Source organism: Vibrio sp. RC586 (assembly GCF_000176715.1).
Taxonomy (GTDB): Bacteria; Pseudomonadota; Gammaproteobacteria; order Enterobacterales; family Vibrionaceae; genus Vibrio.
Genome location: NZ_ADBD01000008.1, coordinates 55,761 through 75,688 on the forward strand (window position 1 = coordinate 55,761; position 19,928 = coordinate 75,688).

22 protein-coding genes are annotated in these 19,928 nt (G+C 46.8%); 6 read left to right on the plus strand and 16 right to left on the minus strand.

Features of this window, described 5'->3' with window-relative positions:
- Positions 1-175: 175 nt before the first annotated feature.
- The 6 genes from VOA_RS10040 to VOA_RS0117740 all read left to right on the plus strand — a co-directional run bounded on the left by VOA_RS10040 (position 176) and on the right by VOA_RS0117740 (position 5,290).
- Positions 176-1,261 (plus strand): M23 family metallopeptidase, encoded by a 1,086-nt coding sequence (locus VOA_RS10040; RefSeq protein ID WP_000944731.1) that lies wholly within the window; start codon positions 176-178, stop codon positions 1,259-1,261.
- 245 nt (positions 1,262-1,506) lie between these two features.
- Positions 1,507-2,550 (plus strand): HNH endonuclease, encoded by a 1,044-nt coding sequence (locus VOA_RS10035; protein WP_000570346.1) that lies wholly within the window; start codon positions 1,507-1,509, stop codon positions 2,548-2,550.
- Positions 2,551-2,557: 7 nt separating this feature from the next.
- Positions 2,558-3,019, plus strand: coding sequence for a YrhA family protein (locus VOA_RS0117735; RefSeq protein WP_001009527.1), 462 nt, complete (start codon positions 2,558-2,560; stop codon positions 3,017-3,019).
- Positions 3,020-3,417: 398 nt separating this feature from the next.
- A complete protein-coding gene (locus VOA_RS10030) occupies positions 3,418-4,287 on the plus strand; it encodes a hypothetical protein (protein WP_000016431.1) in 870 nt (289 codons plus the stop codon).
- Positions 4,288-4,392: 105 nt separating this feature from the next.
- Positions 4,393-4,953 carry an EndoU domain-containing protein gene (locus VOA_RS10025; protein WP_000708300.1) on the plus strand — a complete coding sequence of 187 codons (561 nt, stop codon included), beginning with the start codon at positions 4,393-4,395 and terminating at the stop codon, positions 4,951-4,953.
- Positions 4,946-5,290, plus strand: a complete 345-nt coding sequence (locus VOA_RS0117740; RefSeq protein WP_000032307.1) for a hypothetical protein — start codon at positions 4,946-4,948, stop codon at positions 5,288-5,290. The genes VOA_RS10025 and VOA_RS0117740 overlap by 8 nt, the downstream gene beginning before the upstream one ends.
- A gap of 136 nt (positions 5,291-5,426) precedes the next feature.
- Here VOA_RS0117740 and VOA_RS10020 read toward each other — a convergent pair whose 3' ends face one another.
- From VOA_RS10020 to VOA_RS09945, 16 genes are all read right to left on the minus strand, one after another.
- Complete coding sequence (locus VOA_RS10020; RefSeq protein WP_001175572.1) at positions 5,427-6,905, minus strand: hypothetical protein; 1,479 nt, start codon at positions 6,903-6,905, stop codon at positions 5,427-5,429.
- The gene (locus tag VOA_RS10015) at positions 6,905-7,165 is read right to left on the minus strand and encodes a hypothetical protein (RefSeq protein ID WP_000331793.1); all 261 of its coding nucleotides are present in this window, start codon (positions 7,163-7,165) and stop codon (positions 6,905-6,907) included. Before VOA_RS10015 ends, VOA_RS10020 begins: the two co-directional genes overlap by 1 nt.
- A gap of 2 nt (positions 7,166-7,167) precedes the next feature.
- Positions 7,168-7,545 carry a hypothetical protein gene (locus VOA_RS10010; RefSeq protein ID WP_000115807.1) on the minus strand — a complete coding sequence of 126 codons (378 nt, stop codon included), beginning with the start codon at positions 7,543-7,545 and terminating at the stop codon, positions 7,168-7,170.
- Positions 7,546-7,548: 3 nt separating this feature from the next.
- Positions 7,549-8,199, minus strand: coding sequence for a hypothetical protein (locus tag VOA_RS10005; RefSeq protein WP_000509008.1), 651 nt, complete (start codon positions 8,197-8,199; stop codon positions 7,549-7,551).
- Entirely contained in the window at positions 8,199-8,540 is a 342-nt protein-coding gene (locus VOA_RS10000) for a hypothetical protein (RefSeq protein ID WP_032468248.1), read from the minus strand. Before VOA_RS10000 ends, VOA_RS10005 begins: the two co-directional genes overlap by 1 nt.
- A 40-nt stretch (positions 8,541-8,580) precedes the next feature.
- Positions 8,581-8,943 (minus strand): hypothetical protein, encoded by a 363-nt coding sequence (locus VOA_RS09995; protein ID WP_000989818.1) that lies wholly within the window; start codon positions 8,941-8,943, stop codon positions 8,581-8,583.
- 4 nt (positions 8,944-8,947) lie between these two features.
- Positions 8,948-10,924 carry a phage tail tip fiber protein gene (locus tag VOA_RS09990; RefSeq protein ID WP_001129477.1) on the minus strand — a complete coding sequence of 659 codons (1,977 nt, stop codon included), beginning with the start codon at positions 10,922-10,924 and terminating at the stop codon, positions 8,948-8,950.
- A complete protein-coding gene (locus tag VOA_RS09985) occupies positions 10,924-12,531 on the minus strand; it encodes a hypothetical protein (protein ID WP_001217585.1) in 1,608 nt (535 codons plus the stop codon). The genes VOA_RS09990 and VOA_RS09985 overlap by 1 nt, the downstream gene beginning before the upstream one ends.
- 72 nt (positions 12,532-12,603) lie before the next feature.
- Positions 12,604-15,123 (minus strand): right-handed parallel beta-helix repeat-containing protein, encoded by a 2,520-nt coding sequence (locus VOA_RS09980; RefSeq protein WP_232202785.1) that lies wholly within the window; start codon positions 15,121-15,123, stop codon positions 12,604-12,606.
- Positions 15,123-15,752 (minus strand): phage adaptor protein, encoded by a 630-nt coding sequence (locus VOA_RS09975; protein WP_000117292.1) that lies wholly within the window; start codon positions 15,750-15,752, stop codon positions 15,123-15,125. Before VOA_RS09975 ends, VOA_RS09980 begins: the two co-directional genes overlap by 1 nt.
- Positions 15,752-16,351, minus strand: coding sequence for a hypothetical protein (locus VOA_RS09970; RefSeq protein WP_000450578.1), 600 nt, complete (start codon positions 16,349-16,351; stop codon positions 15,752-15,754). The genes VOA_RS09975 and VOA_RS09970 overlap by 1 nt, the downstream gene beginning before the upstream one ends.
- A 2-nt stretch (positions 16,352-16,353) precedes the next feature.
- Complete coding sequence (locus tag VOA_RS09965; protein ID WP_000149031.1) at positions 16,354-16,818, minus strand: hypothetical protein; 465 nt, start codon at positions 16,816-16,818, stop codon at positions 16,354-16,356.
- A gap of 57 nt (positions 16,819-16,875) precedes the next feature.
- Positions 16,876-17,256: a hypothetical protein gene (locus tag VOA_RS09960; protein WP_000149719.1), complete on the minus strand. Its 381-nt coding sequence runs from the start codon at positions 17,254-17,256 to the stop codon at positions 16,876-16,878.
- 14 nt (positions 17,257-17,270) lie between these two features.
- Positions 17,271-18,476 carry a phage capsid family protein gene (locus VOA_RS09955; protein WP_000207895.1) on the minus strand — a complete coding sequence of 402 codons (1,206 nt, stop codon included), beginning with the start codon at positions 18,474-18,476 and terminating at the stop codon, positions 17,271-17,273.
- Between the two features lie 62 nt (positions 18,477-18,538).
- Positions 18,539-19,543 (minus strand): hypothetical protein, encoded by a 1,005-nt coding sequence (locus tag VOA_RS09950; protein WP_001091867.1) that lies wholly within the window; start codon positions 19,541-19,543, stop codon positions 18,539-18,541.
- A 117-nt stretch (positions 19,544-19,660) separates the two neighbouring features.
- Complete coding sequence (locus VOA_RS09945) at positions 19,661-19,921, minus strand: hypothetical protein (RefSeq protein ID WP_032468249.1); 261 nt, start codon at positions 19,919-19,921, stop codon at positions 19,661-19,663.
- Between the last annotated feature and the right edge of the window lie 7 nt (positions 19,922-19,928).

The following is a 19,928-nucleotide window of genomic DNA, read 5'->3' on the forward strand; positions in this document are numbered from 1 at the left end:
ACAAGGGCATCAGAATGCTCAATCTTCGTTGTGTTACTGCCAACTCATTGTGTAAACAGCTTTTATTTACTTAAAGTGGTGGCATGAACTGCTCAGCGAATTACCCGTTTAACGTGCTTTTTGGATGTATTAGGCTACATTTGATATTCAACCAATATCTTATGAGGTTTGTCTTATGTTAAGAAAAATGTCTATCGGATTAGCTTGGTTCAGTTTTAGTGGTGGCGTGCTAGCACACTCCCTATATCCCGAGATTACAATTCATGAAATCCCTCTTACAAAGTTAACTCACAGTAATCTGCCAACGGTGTTGCTCAGTGACAATAAGTTTGTTTATCAACCCTATCTTCGTCCATTTGATTTTGAAAAATTCTTATCAGACACTCAACCGTCGTGGAAAAGTCTTCAAGAATCGCTACAACATTGGGCAGGGGCTACAGGTGTTGATCCTAGAGTACTTATAACGACGCTGGCGATTCTGCACCCTAGGGATCTACCTTCATCTGAGGATGTTAAGGCAATCGCTAACCAACTCTCACAACGTTTCTATTATTATGATTCCAGTACTTCGTTCATTCTGGAAAGTTACACTGCTGCAACACTAGCGATAGCACAGCAGTTGCCGGAGCTAACAAACTGGATCGATTGGCAACGCCAGTATGTAGCATGGTTTGAGCCTATTGCGTCAGAGTTTGATATCGATTCTACCCAGCCCTCTTTAGCAACCCTAGCTACAATGCAATGGCCATGGCGACAGGGTTATTCTTGGGTACCAAACGGACCACATGCTCATAGCGGTTCTGGATTCCCGTTATCCTCAATAGATGTATCTTACGATTGGCCGCAATGGGGACAACCAACCTACAGTGTTACTGCCGCTCATGATGGCTATGTCACTGTTATGTCTCGTTGTCAGGTGAGAGTAACCAATCCAAATGGGTGGGCGACAAACTATTATCATATGGATGGTATTCAAGTAGGCAACAATCAGTGGGTAACGAAAGATACCAAACTAGGTGTGTACGCAAGCCAACGTTCGATTGCACTTTGCGAAGGTGGTTCATCGACTGGACCCCATTTACATTTTTCATTGCTTTACAATGGCCGTTTTCAATCTCTGCAAGGTGTTAGATTTGGCCCTTATCAAATTCAAACAGGGCGATATAGTTACGACAATAACTGTCGCTATAGTTGGTTAACTGACACACGTAATCAACGTAAAATTTGTCTGTTTCAGCAGGTTGATAACCCTGCACAGTAGTAAGAAGTTTGAATCCATTCATTACTAGATAACCCAGATGTTCAATCTCTGGCAAATTGAACATCTGGGTATTTATCACCTTTACACCAATAAGGCTGTATCAGCAAAATTAATCGACTGATGTTAGCGCAGGGAACACTAAACTCTTTTCGATAACCAACTGCTAAGCGAAAAAATCGTAAAGCTAGCTTTTTTGATAAGCCTATCATTTCTGGGCAAATTTTTGCCTGCGAACTTTTAGGGTTATGATAGAAAAATTCAAAAACGTCAGAGATTTCACTAACGCTATGCTCGATATATTCAATAATGAAATACAATATCGCTGCCCATTTTGGAAAGACCCTGATACTTGCTCTTGCGCTTCTTGTTTTAACCAAAGGCTAGTGAGTACAAGTCGTTCTGCACTAAAAGCAGCTGAAGCAAAAAACATCAGTCCATCGGGCACTACGGTTCCTAATATTAAAACGCTACTTGCGCCCGATTTCCCTTTAGAAAGCCCTAAAGATAAAATTGCTCGTCAACGTAAAGAACGCCTTTCAGAATCAGACAATACTTGGGCATATGTTGAGGCAAACCAAGCTCGATACTCAGCAGAAAGAGAAGCCTTCATCAACCGAACTGGAACACCAAAGAAGCGAATTGAAGTCCCTAAATTCGATCTTGATGAAGCCCTGAAAAATCCGGGCTCTCAAGCAATATCCCCAGTAAATATTGATCCAGCCTCTATGCTTGTTGATGAGATCATTGATACGTTTGAAGCAGCCAAGGACTTGGTAACAGATCCATCTTGGCAAGCTGCAGCAGCAATGGCTGTAGTTGCTATCCCAGGTAAGTACGCGGATAATCTTACTAATTTTGTAGGAAAATATAAGGGTAAGGATATTGTTCTCGATGATTTGAAGATGGTCGATGTAAAATATCTTAAAAGAAACCGAGAAGAACTTAATTTACTAAGAAAGGAGTTCAACAATGGCGTTAGAAAAGACTATTTAATTGAGCTATCCAAAGATGATGAAGTGATTAAAAAGTTAAGACAACTCAATGTACCTGATGCAGAAATAAATAAACTAGCTTCAGGTAGAGTCCCTGCTTCATTTGAAGTACACCATAAGTTACCCTTAGATGACAGTGGTACTAACGACTTTTCGAATTTAGTTCTGATAAGAAAAGCGCCAGAACATGCTGCCCTTACTACATATCAAAAACAAACAACAAAAGGTTTAACTGTAGGAAGTGTAGAAGAAGTTAAATGGCCAGTTCCAGATGGTTCAATTTACCCCAAAAAATAGGTGTTTTATGAATTTCAAAGAATTATTAGACTTTTTAATTTCCCAAAATGAGGCAGACCGTAAAAATTTCGGAGTTGGCTTTATGACACCTCCCGCAGAAGCTCATGAAATTAGTCAATGCATAGAGAATACAACAAAACTTTTTAAGTTTCATTTAGACGAAAACTATGCTGAGATATTAAAATATACTGATGGATTTTCTTGTAACGGTTTTAATCTTTATGGTAGTAAACAAAAAGAAGAACCTTATTATCTGGATGGTATTATCGCAATAAACTTGGAGTTCTGGGAAGAGGAGTCTCTTAGAAAGTACTTTGCTTATAGTGAAGAGTCTACAACTCGCATTGTATTTAACATTGAAAGTAAAATGTATGAAATTGTAGATAGAGTATCTTGGGATAAACTTTATGAATTCGATAATTTTATAGAGGCTTTAAGCTTTAACTTAGAAGATTGTTGTATTTTTTAAAACATAAAACCGATCACGGTCATCTAAATTAAAAATGACAATGGTTAGCTACTATGCTCACCATTGTCAATGATAAACAGCCTATTCTAACTATTGTCCAATTAGCTAATATCTTTTCGTAATACTGTAACAATGTTTAGACATAATCCTACTATAGCAAATGAATCTCGCAGATCGTGGAATTTAGACTTAGTTCCATCCATTTAGGCAACAAATCTCTAATAACTTAAAGCTTGCATTAGTGAACTCATTACAAAATACCCCTCTCTTAATGCGTGATACAGATCACACAATAAGCAACTTGATTCATATGGAGTGGATTAAATCGTAAGGTCTACTATCGTTTGTCCTGTCAGTAAAGTTTTACTGGCTAGGTAAAAAACTATTGGAGAAAAAAAATGTCTGGAAACAACAGTTACAAAGAAGATAAAAAAGCTTTCGACGACTACGTTGCTCAACAAACGAAAGATATACAAGAAAAATACACTTCGTTAGCAAAAGTGAAAATTCAAGAAATGAAGGATGCAGCTTTTAAATCAGTGAATCCTAATCAAACTCTGTCGCTTGGTTATGGCGAAAGCTATCACTATAGCTGTGAAGAAAAAACAGATCTTTCTGTAATCGGTAATATGGTTAAAGGCATTGTTAGTGTGTTTACTGGTTCAAATAACAGTATAAACATGGATGGTACGAAAGCAGAAGCTAACAAAGACAATAAAGATAAAACCGATAAATTACTGGAAAACCTTACAGGTCAAACAAGTATATTGGCAAAATCGCAAGCAACATACCTTTTATTGGCTGGTGAAGTCATTGGCGATATTCTTAATTCGCTGACCTACGAAGAATCAAACACATATAGCTATGAAGTGAAAACAGAGTCTGTAGGGATTGGTCTGAGAATGTTTTGTTATGCAGTATCAGCCAAGAGAGACACCAACCACATATTAGCGTCTAGCTCCGTTTACAATTATTACTTTACATATGAGCTTTGCTTCAACTTAGATCTTGCAAAACAAGATGCTCAAGTGGAGCATGTCCTTGAACTTGAGAGTCAAATTGAGTCATTCAACATGACAATCAACAAAATGATCCAATCTTTAGGTTCTCAACTTGCATCTGTCCCTCTTGATAATATCGATTTAAGTAAGGCTCTCTCAGCAAGGCTTGACACCTTAAAAATGTTACAAGATCAACAAAGATCTGCATACGAAGAACTTCAAAATATGAAGAATGCATGTAAGAATTGTGATCTTTCTGCTGTATAGATAATCATTATTAATGCATGTGTTTTATATAGTCTACAAATCGATGCTGAATATTTTTTATTTCAGCATCGATTTCTCAACAAAAGAAAAATGGAATTATCAAAAATGAAAATCTATGGTACTCATCTTATATTTCTTTCTATATTTCTACCATTCACAGTAAATGCTACTGGTATTGAGTGCGACAAACTCTCGACATGGAGCAACACTTATGATGGAATGGTAGTGAATCAACATCATATATTCTGTGGAGAGCCGAATAAAAACAATACAAAAGCAGTAGGCTTTCATTCTATGCCAGATAATAATCCACCAAGTACTTTTAAATCTTCAGAAACTTCTTCACCTGAAAATGAGTTCGGTTTGTATTCACTAAAAAAAATCGTCTTAGATTTTAATGGGTTGAAAGTAGAGAAAGCATTTAGTACGATGTTCCCAACATCTTGCACCTTAGAGCAAATTAATGCTTCCGCTGTATATTCTCATAAAAACAGTAATGGTCAGTGTAAAAATGTTAATTGGGCAACGTGTGGGCCTAGTTCTCCCAAAGAAGACAATAGTAAACTTTATTGTATTGGAAAAAATGGCAAAGCTTTTACTATCGCTACTGCCACTCTACCTAATGACAACACAAAATTGAATACAGCGTTCCCTATCGATGAGTAAAGAAAACTTAGAAAACATAACTTGGACAAAATATAAAGATGGAAATTTGGGGCACCAAGTTATTAAAAGCCTAATTGCTACTGAAGTACAGAGCTCGAAAGAGCAATGTACTTTTTTCCGCGTTGGAATCATTGAATATTTAACTAAAAATCATGATTTCTCCGGTTCTGGAAATGCGTATGAGTTCGAGTGTAGGCACGATGGTTTTTATATTGATTGCCTGTATCCAAATGACTCCAGAACTCCAGTCATCGTGGATTATGATGATATCTTATCTGCTTTGACTATAGCGGAAATGATAATATTTAATCGTAATGAGGCACCTAAAACTGAATGATCTTGCATTAAGCTAGTCAGTTAATAAATCCTAAAATAGTTGGGGATATTCATCTATCCCCCAACTATTATTTAGGTCTTTCATGATGATACATGATATTTACTCGGCTCAAAGTTTACGGAACTGATAATCCCCACTAAAACTTCAACTCTCCATTCGGAGTAGTATTCCACTCATGGCGGTTCAGTAGGCTGTGGCTGCCATACTTCATCGCATCTCTACCATCGGTTGGCTTAGCAGCACCATACACCCCTGAATCCTCATAAATTTTTTGAGATTGCTGGCTTTGGCGTAATCGTTCTAACTGTTGCTGCTTCTTCAATTCGGCTTCGTGATTCGCCTTTATTGTCAGAACTCGCTGATAGTTATGCTCCAACGCTTCGGGTGTCAGTTCTGCGAGATTCATGGATTGACTGAGCTCATTGATGAATTGGCGCTTTTGTGGGTCTTCGCCTGCCCATCTTTGCGCGCTATTTGATCCGACCTCACGATTGGATTGATTGTCACCTAATCGTCCATACACTTGATTAATTATCGATTTTCTTTCATCAAATCGAGCATTAACCACGGAAATTTGCTCTGGTGTCGGCTCCAACAAATCATTCAGCGCTGCAGTACGGTCTTTTTCAAGCTCGGTCACCGCCTCTCGCCACTGCTTATCCATTTCAGTGCGTGATTTTGTCTCTGCCACATTGAAAAGGTTGGCATAGTGCTCGTTGGTAAAAAACTGCTTAGCCATATGGATTTGGCCTGTCACGTCTTTCATTAACGCATCGAGCGGGATCACTTTTACAGCTTCTTGGCTACCTGCCAAACGGCTTTCGGTTACTGGCGCGGTTTTAGTCGTGCCATCCTCATAAGTCACTTTCAAACCGACCACCACGCCCGGCTGATCGCCTTCGCGATTTGGGTCAATATCGGCAACAAAATCATGACGCAGATACTCTTTATCCTTAATCACCTTACCCGATTCATGATCTTTATCGCCAATCCCTTGCTTAACATTACGCTCAAGCAACACGCCCATCGATTTGGTGAATTGTGAGTCTTGGTAAGAAATAGAGCCATCAAGCACTTTAGGCATAGTCGATTCGATATCAAAGGCCGCCTGTACCACACGAGGTGTATAACGGCGCGGGTCGTAAGCACTGCCCTTAATGTGCTCCTGCTCAAACAAGGGATCAAGTTCTCCGGTTTCCATGTAACGTTTGAGGCCAGATTGAATTAGCGGCAAATTCTCCTGCATGTAAGCCATTTTCTTTTGCTGATTGAGCTGGTATTGGCTCAATGCTTTTGCACTTTTCTGCGCATCAACCTGTACATCAATTAGTCGATCACGCTGGATTCGATCCTCATTTTCTCGTTTAAGGCTATCTTGATAACGTTTATCGGCTTTTTCCGTTTCAGCCTGACGAAAAGCCTTCTCGTCTTGATAACGTTGCTCGTTCTTGGCTTCAATCTGAGAGAGTCTAGACCGCTCATCTTGATAGCGAGCCTCGTTACGCTCATCCAATTTCGCTTGGCGTTCATTATCCGCTTTACGCTGGTAGTAACCTTCTGCGACCTGAAATCCGCGGATTGCACCATCAATAGCGCTGCGTGTATCTAACTGCATTAAAAAAGCTCCCCTAGAATCAAACCTGCTGCCGCACCCATCGCCGCGCCCATGGGTCCACCCACACTACCCGCTTGCATGCCCGCCATCATGCCCATGCCAGCCCCCGTGGTGACACTGGATAAACGCTTGGTACGCTGCGCGTCTTTGAGGCTTTGATTGGTTTGATTACGCTGCTCTTCACGTTGCGCCGATTCTTGCATCCCTGCCAATGCACGTTTGCGGGTATCTGCGCCTAAATTCAATAAACTGTATGCCATGATTACCCCACTTTAAGCTGTGATAACTTCCCCTTTGCGCCACCACTGAGCACGCTCATCGCACGCTCTTGCTCGTTCTCACGCAAACTGTTCTTGGCCGTCACCTGTGCCAGAGAGAGCTTGGCTTCATCGTTAGAATTGGTATCTGCCCCAACTCCAAAACGTGCCATTTGGTTAACATTCGCAAGCCGCGCACTCTGTTGCGCGCTCGAAAAATTGGCTCCAACTCGGCCAAGTTGCTGTGTCAGTAACTCGCCATTTTGTGTTTGCTCTAAAAGCTGTTTTTGCTGCGGATAAAATCGCTCTAACCAGTCTTGATACATGGCATGAGTGATATTGGCATAGTTATTGGCCGCCGAACCTGAAACATTAACGCTCATCACTTACCCTCTGTTGAGTACATAGTTCTGATCCATGCCCGCTTGACCTTTCAGCGTCTTAGTATCGACATTGACAAAGCTCGTATCTGGCTTGGCACGGTTCATGTACATACTGGTTCCAATCCCAGCCAACGTCCCTACAGCCTGAGCATTCGCGCTACGTCGGTTAAACGCTGTGGCGGCATCGCTTGTGGCTTTTTTCAAAGAGAGCCGCGCTGTCTCTTCCATGCCAGCCAAGCCTTCGGCTTTCTGACCAGCACCGAGAGCGACGATATCTTGCTTACCCACCACATACTTGTCCTGCTCATTGACTTGAGCGCGGTTTACGGTATCGCCCTGAGCGAGAGTTTGGTCTGTCGCCAAACGGCTTAACGTTGCTTTAAATGTTCCGGAGCTCGGATCAACACCTGAGGCCACAAGATTCTCGGTGGCCGCCTCTCGCGCTTGGCCGTACTCGCTTTGATAATTTAAATCTGCCGCCTGTTTCACGTCGGCCATATTGGCCTCTGAGTTAAGGTTGTTCACTCGCCGTATGAAGATATCTTCAAACGCTTTGAGCTCTGTGTTGTATAAGTTCCACTCTTTCACCGCAACTTGGGAAGCGGCGATTTCCGCCGAGGTTTCCTGAATGCGGCCATCTTTTTTCCCACCCATTAGATCTCCTTGCACCAAGTCTCAACATCACCGGTTTCGATACAACTAAACCCACCGTCAATAAGGCTTACTTGCAAAGCTTTCACGGCAGTATTCAGCAGTAACCTCTTGGCCTTTACCCGCTTAGCTAACTGCTCTACCGTCGGTAAATGGCGCTTAAGCGCACCTTTTTGATTGCTCCAAGCAAACAGTACCCATACCTGCATTTCACCATTGTCCAAACTGGGCTCAAGGACGAAGAATCCCTCCTCCACCAAAAACAGCGAAGCCCTACTATTGAGTAGGGCTTCATCCACTTGTTTGGCGAACCAGTGCTGGTTGCGCTTCTCGGTCTGTTCCATCAACGGCAATACTCGAGAACGCCACGATTCGTAAGACAGTTTATAAAGACTCATCGACAAACCATGCCGGCCTCAATGGGCGAGACTCTTCACGTAAATCGTAACGTCGCACCGCTTCGCGATAAGCCAACATTTCAGCAAGTTTTGGCGATGTCACTAACCGCTCTCCTTGATAGGTCGCCGTTGGCAACTCCATAAAATCGGTAGCCGCAAGTTCAGCGCGCGCCCAAGCCCTTTCATTGACCTCATGACCGTCAAGCCACGTTTGCCGCAGTGCCAATCGCTCATAATAAAGTTCATCTGGGATGTTTCCGGCATCATAAGCCGCCTTGAACGTGTTCCAGTCGGTCACTTCGCCTTGGAAGTAAAAGCGATATGGCTCTTTTTCAGTTGTCACCATCATGCCATCACCTTGGGTCAATACTGTTATTGATAGAGGCCGACATATTGACGATCACCGCACCATCGTGCAGCGATGTTAAACGCAGCCGAAAGCGTAAAGATTGGGAAGCAGAGTAAGTCCAGCCCGAACCCAACAGCGAACGACGACTCGCAATGTGCGCCTCTTCGACAGCATAACCGCTGCTTCCTCCTCGGTAATAAGTCAGCGCAAAACTCACCCCTGCCACATTTACGGTTGTACCTACCGCATTGGCGGTATCGGTTCCGACAATCCTTGCCTCGGCAACGACGCCACCACTGAGATTGATGGCCTGTACAAAGATTTGTAAAAAACCAGAGCCCCCCACTCTTGGCCGTCTCACCGTAAAGTTAAATACTCCATCCGGAATAGTGCGGTAACGTGCTCGGTTCATGGTGTTAATGGACACATCCCCTGCTGGGAAAAAATCCACCGGAGCGGTAGCGCCATCACTGTAGTAGCTTGTTTCCGGCAAGGTCACACGAACCGATTCAGAGGTGACCACTAACCCGCCCCCTAACGCAGAAGGGTAAGAGAGGCTGGTCGTCGCGTTATCCCCAAATGTGGTATAGAGCACTACCGATTGATAGAAGGTGCTGGCGATAATTGTCGCCCCTTTGATCACACCACCATTAATGGTGGTCCCTTCGATGTTGCCACGAAAATAACCATTATTGGCCTGTAAATTGTTGGTTTGTAAGAGGCCGTTTGAGTGAATAAAGGTGTGATAGCCGTTATAAGGACCACCCGCACCGAATCCTGCGTCACCACCTCGCAATTGACCGGTATGAATAACAGGCGAAGTGATTTCGATACCCGCTTTCACTTCATCGGCCACAATGGTTTGTGCTTGCAGGATCTGAATAGTCGCTTTTTCAATGATCGCTTTGGGGATAACGACCGCGCCATTATCAATCGCGAACGTCGGCACTAAGGTTCCGGGCTTATTGGGATCGTAGACAAAGAATTGACTGGCACTGACTGCCACTTGGCTGGTGCCATCGCTCTTCGCAATCAAACCAATCCCAACGCTAATCTCGCCTGCTTGCGCTTTCGCCCCCCACATTGCCTTAAATGCCACGCTCCCATCTTGATTGATGGTCGCTATCGCTTGGGCATTGGTTTGCGCGGCGGCCTTGGCGTTACCCGCGGTGGCTTCAACGGTATTCACTCGCTCGGCTAATGCTTGATCTGCATTTGCAAACACCGTCGAGACATCAAGAAGTTTCGCTTCATTCAACGCGGCTTGCGCCTCATCTCTTGCCAGTGAAGATGCATGAAGCTGAGTCACTTGAGCCGCGAAGGTTTCTGTCGCACTTTTCAATTGGCGCTGGATTTGCGCGATCAGCTCTCCAGAAGCCGCCAGCTCACTATCCAGTTGTTCAAGCAAAGTCTGTGGCGCTTTAGCGCTTATCTCTTGTTGCAAGAGTTGAATAAGCTCGGATTGTTTTAGCTGCTCGGCCAGCTCATCAATCACTTGACCAATGTTTTGCGAGGTTTCACCCAGTATCCCGTTTACGCCATGGTAAGGTCCCGCAAAATTCTTCGTATTGATGAAGCGAACCCAGTAATAGAATCGGCTCCCTGCGTTGACCACATCAGAAAACACATTAGCCGGCGTTGTCGCCACGACTACCGCTTGAGAAAAGTCATTGTGATTTGCCCGCCATACTTCAGCGTATGCAAATCCTCTAAATTGTGGCGTATCCCATTGTACTAAGATGGCAGTAAACCCACCAAAGGCTTGCACGTGGTGGGGTGCATGCGGGACTTGAACCAAACTCGATGAAGATTCGCTATTTTGATTCAGATTCGATTGCGCGATTATCGCATTGAGCGTAACCACCTCTTTTTCGGTCACCGCTCGGTAACGACCATCGCCACGTTGCCCAGTTAAAATTTCGACGTTTTCGTACAACGCCTCCAGTGAACGTCCTGCCCGAAAAGGCGATCGCTTTGCCATCAGTACAACTCCGAGAGGCTATCTGCCATGACAATCCGCTCGACCTGACTGGTCCCTTCTACCTTGATTTGCCATCGGCTGCCGCGTACTGCGGGCAACCGAAATGGCGCGTGAGTGAGCTCGCCCTGTTCCAGCTTGAAAATCGCCTCACCATCGACGATAACCGTTACCCTTAAACGTTCAGGCGCTTTCGCTTCAAGGCGAGCGCAAGTCAAAAAGGCGTGCTGAGGAATAAGAAAAGCTTTGGTTTGCCATGTCATGGCGACCGGTTGATGACCTCGTTGCCAAGCGTTAAGCGTATTGCCCTTGGCAATGAACAACGTATCGTCATGCAAGTAGTGAAATGCACTATCCCAAGTATTCGATAAACGTGTCAGGCTGTGCGTACTCGGATCAAAAATAAACGCTCCGCCTTGGTATTGAGCGATATATTGGCCTTCGGCAACCCACGCTTTGATCGTCGTTGGCATGAAATTCTGCCAACTCTCTCTATCCATAATGCCTTCGGTGATGACGATGGCGCTCGTTCCCGAAATCGCGACTAGACCATCCGGCGAGGCATACATCGCCATTCCGTTTATAACGACCAAGGAGGGGGCACTCACACAGGCTTGCTCAACATTAAGGCGCATGCTGGTAACCATACTCGGTGTGACACCAGAAAAGAGGTATGGTTTGCCTTTAGTGACTACAACCAGTGACGTTTCAATTGGAGCGATGGCTACAATATCGTCATCCGTAACACCACGATGACTCTTACTCCACGCATAGGGCAAATAGGCTTCAGAGAACATCACCTCGTTACCCGCAAAGCCGGCGCAAATGCCATTCGCCATTGTGCAAAGTCCCTGCATATTGGCATCGGGCATATCGTAGTCCCATGTTTCAATCGGTGGTCCATTGACATTGCGTGCCGAATCTAGGTACTCGGTTTGGCTGATGGGAAGCTCAGCGACCAGTAAATAATCCCCAACTCCGCTTGCAGATACCGAACGATACAAGCGAGTGTGAGTGATATTGTGTGTGTTGACAGACATTGGCGCGAGTTGCACCGTCACCGTCGAGCCAGGTTTCTCAATCAATACAGGGACACTCGGCAAACCCGGTGCCCCTTCTTCCCCAAAGCGTGTCACGTAGGTTTGAATGTAGAGCCTGTCTTCATCATCGTAGGCGGGTAACTCGCCCTCAGGGGGATTGTCGCCGGTCGTCGCATCGACCTTAATCACAACGGGCTTACCCATAGGTCTTGGCACACCTAAGTCATACCACGCGGCTGGCATTTGACCTTGTGTAACCGCAATATCTTGTGCGGTCACCTTGGGTTTACCTTGCCCTGTCCAATAGACTCGTTGATAAGCATCTTGCGCCATCGGATTAGCAATCACACTCACGCGTTGAGTGAAGGTAAACCAATGTGAGTGTGCATAATAAAACAGCGTGACCGGTGACAGAGTCGCCAAGGTGCCATGCTCTTGATCTGAGCGCATCGGCGCAACCACGCCACGCTCATAAGTGCAGTCAAACGCCAGAGAAGCCGCTTCGTTTGGCAATAGATGAGACTCAAGGCGAGGTATTTCACCTTTCATTGTCGAGATCTCAATACGCATACGCTCCCCTTAAAAAAACAAACCCTACGGCCACAGACCGCATCGAAAAATGACTCAATCTCTCTTTCTGCATTAACTGCCGCCGGTCCAGTTCGCCAGCTCATTCAGACTCACCTTGTATTCCACCGAATAACGAAACCATGGCGAAACGCCTTGACCCGCTAAATTCATAAATCTGACGACCAACCCATTACTGATCGGCTGCACAAAATAAGGTAAGCAAGGCTCTTCAGGGATGATCTGCGGCGCGAATGGCTCAGCCAGTAAAGTCGACCCAGAAAAGGGAAAGTAAAGGTTAAAATCATTGGCGGTTTGGTTTTGGTGCCGGCCATGGCTTCTCACCACGCCATCGCTGTACACCTCAACGACTCGCCAAGCACCACTGACGCCTGCGATGTTTTCCGCAAAGACTCTTTTCAGTAATCGGCGGCTCGACTCTTTACCCACCCAGAGGTACTCAAATTCAATCACCGAAAAACTGAGGCCACTGGCCGTTTCCGCCCTGAGTTTGCGCCCCTCTCCAAACACATAACTTGGGTAACATTGTAAAACGCCCTGCCAACCTATCCCCGTACCAGCACTGACATACACAGGTCTTGGCAGCGTACCTTCTGATCCCAAGGCAGGCAGATAAAGCTTATTCCCCCCCATTTTCAGGGTGCATCCCGAAGTGCTGGGCTGAGCAAATGAGGCGCAAACAGGTCGCCAATACTGGGAAACATCTAGCTCGTTTTCGGTCAATTCCAAGGTAAACGCGAAGAACGCCATATCAAAGAAGGCAAAACTGTTGCCCTCATTCGAGCTGCATTCCAAGCGATTACGATGAACTTTGAGTAATCGCCCCAAAGCTGCACGAGCAATACTGTGGGACCCTAGACGAACTTTGCCACGGTTATTGGAGAGATCGATGGACCAAGCTCCACCGCTTCTCAATTCGGCCACTAACACGCGATTCACCTCATCCCACTGGTTATTCGCTATCTCTAGCGACCACTCATCCACCACGCTGTGACTCACACTGACCAATCCATCACCAAGAAAGTTATTCAGTTGGCATCCATCCACGCGAATATTGGGATGCATTGAGGCCGTGACCGAAGGATTGGCGTGTGCACGCAGCAATCGAGCTTGAGGATTTAACGACGTGAGCTTCGCACCTAAAATGGCTACTGAGCCGTAGTTAACCACTCTTTCCCCACTGGGAGAGTCGAGGGTTTCCAGATAACAGGCGTTCCCAGAGGGGCAGCTCAATACAAAGCTGCCCCCGCAAATTTGGATATTGCCGTAAGGAATAGGTTGTCCCGTCACAAATGTGGAAGCGTTTGGGTAAGCGGCAATCAGCATTTCTGCTTTCCCAGAGCAATTGACTATCTCTACATTGCCCCCACCCTGTACCTCGATAATTTTTGACACATCATCAAATAAGCAGCCGATGAGCAGACTGGGTTTGCCTTTGACCAAATTTCTTTGGGTGAACTTCACCGAGCCAATGCGCCGCAGCACACAGCCACTGAAAATCACACTCTGTGCTCCCGTGTTATTGGTGGTTACCTGCGTACAATCTTCAAAGACGCAACCAATCAACTGAACCCCATCGGTTCGCGACTCTAAAGCGCCCTCCACCGTATGGCTAGAGAGAGACGCGGCCAGTCGAATTGCGGCATCCCCCACTTTTTTAAACTGACAGCCGATAAACGCCGTATTGGTGGCCCGACGAATATATACCCCTTGCTTACCCCACTGCGGATTGCTGTCCTCTCGCTCACCTGTCAAGGAAAGACCAATAAAAGTGACTCCGTCGACTTGGGTATCTGCGCGACCAACCCAAAATGGGTATTCGGTCGCGCCAGACGTTCGAGTCAGGGCTCCACCAATCACTTTGACCTGATTTTTGTCGATGATGAGTGCAGAACTCGGCGCAACCATCGGCCTATCCAAATAAATGATTGAGCCGTGGGTCACCTGCTTATTGAGCCTATCGAGTCCTCGATAGACCGAGACGGGATCATTGGGATCTGTCACAAACTGGCTGGCATACAGCGTTTGCGTACCGATTTGCACAAAGCAACCTTGCCCCACACCCGACCAACTTAAAAATGTGTTTACCGTCTGCTCTTCGCCATCCCAAGCTTTTAGTGCATCCAGGGCTATGACCTCTGCGCCATTATGATCCGAGAAATCTCGCTCACTATCGAACACAAAGAAGCCGCCACCGGCATAACTCCCCGCGTAAAACCCCGCGACAGAAAACTGTTTCCCGTCAGTCAGCTCATAGGTCGGCAGCGCTTTTAAATGCGAAACATGAATCACCGCAATCTGCGTCGCCGCTTCAGAGCGGTCGGCATGCAGCGCAGAGAGTGAGGCTTGTTCGGTGGCAATGTGCGCCGATAGCGCCGCTTCTCTTGCTTTCGCCGTCGTAGTGATAGCATTCTCAGCCACTTGCAGCGCTTTCGCGTTGACGTTACTACTGAGCACATGGGCACTCGAATCCACACCAAAGAGCGCTTGAGTGTATAGATCCACCAGCTCTGCGGTGGATTTCTCGAGCGCATCAATCGTTTTCACCAGTGCTTCCATCGACGGCGAACTCATTAACGTGCCCCTTCACTGCTCAGGATCATCTGCGCCTTAGCATTATCGGTGGCCGTCTTATCGCCCAACGCGGTAGCAAAGGCTTGTAAATGCAACTGAGCCTTTTGGCCTTCTGCAGGATTTTGCGAATCTTTGTTATAGGCTCGGTACATCACAAAATCCGACACTACCCCTAAATAGATCTCAGGCAGTGGAAAGGCATCGCTTTCGCTCGCCACTTGTAACGTCCGTGAGTAAACCAGCTCCACATTGACTGGTGCTTGAGGCGACGGGTATAAAAACAGGGTGGTTTCATCAAGCTCATTACGCGTCCAACAAACAGGTACCCCTGCGGTTTTACGCCACTCTGGATAGAGTTGATTGAGTTTATGAATATTCACAAACTGCGCCGCCTGTTGATTGATGTGGTTGACCGCCAAAATTTGATAGGCATCCGCCGGTAGACTGACCTGATAAGAACTTGATTCGATCATCGCCGTTGTTCGAGATAAATCAGGCCGGCGAATCACCATGGCTGAAATGGCATCATTCACAAAGTCCATCAACTCAGGGCGCGACCAGCGCACATGTCGAACATCGATGAGATCGCGCGCAACGCGATCAATAAGCCCTTTAATGGTGACGCTCATCAGAAGAACTCCCGTTGACGTACCGGATTGGTAAAGACCTGTTGTTGACCCGTTTCTAAGCCAAAACGCTTAGCGCAGCGGATCGCCTCAACAAACCACGTTCGATACTCACGACCCAGCGATGGATTGTGCCAATCACTATCGGGTTGCAACATCAGACAATGGGCTGCGCCATAACAGATCGCTTGGCCATACTCATCCCAAAGCACTTTGGGTAAGGTCTGTGAGTCACGTTGCGGCTCTATCGCACAGTGGATGAAAAGATCTTTCCCCTCCCTTAGAAAGCGCAGCTCATCACGACTGGTTTGCAGATAATCAATACCTTTGATTAATGCCGAGCCTTTATCATCCACCACCGCCATCAACTCAGCGGTGGTGTACCGACCAACACTCGGTAAATTCAACTCAGAGCTACCCACAATCGCGACCACTTGGTGCGCACTAACCCTGTCGATTGTTCTCGTGTAACGTACAAGACCACTTTCTCGGCAAAACTCTTGTCCGGCTTGCAGCAAAGCACTGTGCAGTAATGGCGCAAGTGCGACATTGACCAATTGCCGAAGGGTAGGCACAAACTGTTCGATAGCGACGGTTTCCATAATCACTCCGCGAGGTTTGCCGGTTCACTCTCTTCACTTATGCGACGCAGATAATCGCGCACTCGTACTCGAAACTCTGTCACCTCTTCCTGCGCGCCTTTGGGGGCGATATCTAGCTCATTAGCAGCGATCAGCGTCTTTAACTTGGCTGAGTTGAGCTTATCGAGATCCAACTCCTCACCATTTAGCATCACAACCATGGACGCCGCTTTTTCTTCTGCCTCCTGCATTGCTTCTTGCGCTGCCCGTTGATGAGCCATCGCTTGGGCCTTTTCATCAAGAAGCTTCAGATGATCCTCTAACTCCTCTTCCGTTATCCATACGCTCGGAAAATCCAGTAGCTGATAAGCCAAATCTTGTTCAACTAACACCGGCTTATGGCGCGGAAACACCAGCCTAGAGCCAGCGACCGTGTCTTTTTTCTTCGGCTTAGGCCCGATATAGACCACAGCAATTTTATGCGTCATCACTCTCTCCCAAAAATCAAAGGAGGCTCTTGGCCTCCCTCTCTACAGTGGCTGGGCTTAATACCCAACGTTGACGTACTCCGGCAAGATGAGAAGCTCGCCTGTGGCGACGCCACCTTTAATGGTGACATTCAGGATGCCCTTTTCTTTGAGGTACACGGGCTTGATAGGGATCTGCTTGGCGACTTTATTGGCGACCGCTTCCCCAAGCGCTAGGGCGATATCGTTGACTTTGATATCGACGCTGACCGAGGCTCCAAGCCCATTGGTCACCAGACGTACCCCCGTCAGCTTTAAACCAATCGGCAGCTCCAAGACAGCGAATACCGTGTCGATAGGCGTGTTTTTGGCACTGAGTTTTCCTTCTTCAAGTGATAAATTGCCGTGCGCCCCAACGTAGACACGGTTGTTAAAGGTTTCACTTTGTCGATGAGTCATTCACGTTTACTCCACTACAGGTTCACAGCCGTATCGAGCGCAATCACCCCGTGATCGTTCACGCGACCCGTTTTGTCTTTAAAGCGAATTTTCTTGGAGCCATTCATCCAATACACAGTGACTTCGGTACGGTTACCCGCATCCACATCTTCTTCGTGATAACGGAAGGATTGGCCACCCTGCGTTTTCCCCCACGCGTATGCCAACGCCTGCCCGCCGAGTAACATGGCGCGATCTATGGTGGTGGCCGCATTGACTTGACGCATACTGGCTGCTTTATCGTTATTGGAAATCGAGACAACAGAACTAGGATTAAAACGGATCGGCATACCTTTGTATTTGCGTACCAAGATATTGCCCCGCATCAGACAGTCGCCACGAAACACCGGATGATTAAAGTTACGCGAGCGGGAAATCGCATTCGCAGTGAGGTTTTGCCAATCTTTACCTGAGGTTGAGGTATAGAAGTCACTCCATTGACGTGGGGTAACACTCAGTAAATAGAAGGGCTCATCACCCGCCATCTTGTCGTCATTAAAACGGATTGGCTGCAGTGGATGAGGCATCTCTTCAAGGTAGAGACCGATATTATCCAATGTTTCAATCGAGAAAATATCCGCCGCATCGAGCCCTTCAAAGGAGGTCGCATCGCCCCCAAAGAAGTGGCGATCATACGTTGGCGGCAAGACATCATTGACCATGATCTCGGCAAACTCAGTATCACTTTCTAAAGGCACAATGATGTCATCGGTCGCATAATCCCCCCGTGCTCCGGCAAGGTGCACTGTCGTAACCTGATCTTGCAGCGTATTCACGTAATCCGGCAGTAAAGCTCGAGTGAGTTTACGCAGTGGATGGCGAGTCTTTTGCTGCGTCATCTTACCGCCAGAATCCACTTGATGGCGGCCTTGGTTGATTTTCAGTGAGAAGTCCGCGAACTCTAAACTTTCACCCCGTCCGGCAATTCGGCGATCGCCCATGGTCGGCTTTTTCGTCAAACCATGCACAATCTGCATTTCTACCTCATCCCCTGCCGATTTACTTAAGTCGGAGCAGCGGACAATCGGAGCATGAGGTGAGGTTTGCTCATTGCCTTTTTTATTACTGGTCACACTCTGCGGCGCATCTTCGGTCAACATATTAGTAAACGAGCGATTGCGCAGGGTCGCTTTGAACAGCGCGGTTTCCTGTAACTTCACGCCGTCAGTAATGGTTGTCATACTTTCACTCCAATAAAAAAGCCCCAGCGTGTCAGCTGAGGCTTAGTGTTTGAAAAACGGGTTTAGAATCCAGCGTTATAAAGCAGTTGCTCGATTTGCGCTTCACTGAGAGAGTCAAACAATTTACCCAACTCTTCGTGATTAGCACTTTGTACCCGGTTCATCAGATCGGAATCCCCCGTGCGATGAGTATTGCCAAGCTCACTCGGTGACGCAGGCAAAGCGTTTTTCGCTTTACGGCTTGCTTCTTGCGCCGCGCTCAGAGCCTCTTGGGCTGACAATTTAGGATCATCACCAAACGCCAGTCGTACCCGCTTACTGACCTCTTCAAATCGCTCGGCGTAGCTTCGATTCGCCCATTCAGAACTTGAAGCCAAATGGTCATCAATTTGCTGCGCGGCATTCCAACGCGCACCACCTTCACTCATCCACGACTGCAAATCCGCGTTTGCTTTTAGCGCGGTCGTCAACTCAGCGTTGTCCACTGGCGCGGCGCTTTCAGTCTCCGGTGGTGTGGTCGAGGCCGCCACCGTGCCACTGGAAACCAACGCCTCAATTTTGTTATTCATAGCCAAAAAGAAAGGGGCAAGCTCGGGGTAATCCTCCTGTAACGCGGCAAGTTTTTTTTCATCAATGGTGACATCTTCGGGTAAGTCAGCCGGCGCAACGCCCAATTCCTCGAGTTGTTTATTACGCACATCAATCATGCGCTGCGCTTTTTCAAGCTGCGCTGAATGCGCTTTTAACTCTTCAAGCTCTTGGCGAAGCTGAGCTTTTTCTTGCCGCTCTCGCTCGAGCACCTCCATCGGGATAATGTGCTTTTGGTCTTTGGCAAGAATACCGTCTGGCTTTGCGTTAGGCTCTGCAGTTGGCGAGGCTGCATCGGTATCGCCGTCTAAACCTTCCACGCTTTGCGACTGTGAAGAGGGAGCAAGGTGCTCGTCAGCGCCTTGTTCCTTCTCGACAGTTGCGCGACTTTCTTCCGCTTCCATCGATTCCAGCAAAGCTTCCAGCTCTTCCAATGTTTCATTACCAGTGACGGCAATCGTGTCTTGATGGGTATTCATGGTGACTCCTTTGATTAGACGTGTCGCTGTCTGTGCGGTTAAGCGCTCTCGAAAAAACGCTTAGCGACAAAAACAACAAAGCCGAGCACAAGGCTCGGCACTGAATACTCATGGGGACTATTGCTCGCTGGACTCGAAATGCTGGCAAACCTGCATGGCGGCAGCGTAATCGCAAATCATGCAGGCGTGATTTTGTGTGGCCAGTGCGGTGATAATGGCGCTCGCCTCCAGTTCGACAGCTTGGCTCGCCTGACGCATCAACGTCCCCTTTTCTGTATTCAAAAACACCGCCAGCTTATAGCCCTGAACCTCAACCGCATCAGGAAATCGGGCTTTAAAGTACATTTGCCACTCGGACATCGAAAGGAAAGCATACATCTGATAA